The 526-nt window shown below is 44.5% G+C and carries 1 protein-coding gene; it reads left to right on the plus strand.

Translation table 11 applies throughout. The features are described 5' to 3' along the window. Positions 1–107: 107 nt before the first annotated feature. A partial coding sequence (locus tag H6A34_RS14605) for a transposase (protein ID WP_275955213.1) occupies positions 108–526 on the plus strand: 419 nt, incomplete at its 3' end.

Genomic DNA, 526 nt, shown 5'->3' on the forward strand with positions numbered 1-526 from the left:
TACGTGAGTTCGGTATAAGAAAACGATTGAAAAAGTTGTGGGAATGAGATATTTTTAGTACCTTTATAGTTGATAATCAATAAGTTACATAAAAATATCTCATTCCCATGACTGATGCAAATATAATAGAAATTTTCTGTATTCTCGATGAATTCTGCAAATATTTTGCTCCCGAACTGAAAAAACACACGCTGGACATCTGCGGCAAACGTCGCCGCAACCGCCAGTGCCTCATGTCCGACAGCGAGGTGATGACCATTCTCGTACTGTTCCATATCTTGCGCCACCGAGACCTCAAGTCTTTCTACCTCGGTTATGTATGTAACCACATGCGCAAGGAGTTTCCACACCGCCTGTCGTACAACCGCTTCGTAGAACGCCAGGCTAAGGTAGGACTCCATCTTTTGCTGTTCCTGCAGACATGTGCGTTGGGTAAATGTACTGGAATATCCATTATCGACTCCACACCGTTGAAGTCATGCAATATAAAGCGTGCGCACAGCCACAGGACGATGAAGGGATGGGC

It is taken from the genome of Marseilla massiliensis (assembly GCF_016899855.1).
Lineage (GTDB): Bacteria > Bacteroidota > Bacteroidia > Bacteroidales > Bacteroidaceae > Prevotella.